The following is a 283-nucleotide window of genomic DNA, read 5'->3' as shown; positions in this document are numbered from 1 at the left end:
TCTTGAGCTGCAGGAAGTAGCCCTTCAGGCCGAGATGTCTGCGCACCGATTCGCTCATCCAGTCCTACAGCCGCTTGTACCGCACCGGGCCCTGTTCGCGACCGGAGGTCAGCGCCCGTGGCGCGGCTGGCGCCAGCGCACCACCGACCTCTTCGATCAGGCCCATCTCCGCCAGCTGGGCCAGCGCATCGTCCGGCGCGCGCAGCCCGGGAAACATCGCGGTCAATTCGTTGTCATCGCTCTGACCATCAACCATCAGCAGAATGGAGCGCAACCCAGGCAA

1 pseudogene is annotated in these 283 nt (G+C 65.0%); it reads right to left on the bottom strand.

What is annotated here, in order from left to right:
• Nucleotides 1-64: 64 nt before the first annotated feature.
• A pseudogene (locus ACQG3P_RS19450) lies at nt 65-283 on the bottom strand (hypothetical protein); the annotation flags it as partial.

This window comes from Stenotrophomonas sp. SrG (genome assembly GCF_050031795.1).
Classification (GTDB): domain Bacteria; phylum Pseudomonadota; class Gammaproteobacteria; order Xanthomonadales; family Xanthomonadaceae; genus Stenotrophomonas; species Stenotrophomonas rhizophila_A.
Note: the sequence above shows the minus strand (reverse complement) of the source record. Positions and strands in the feature narration are given on the sequence as shown.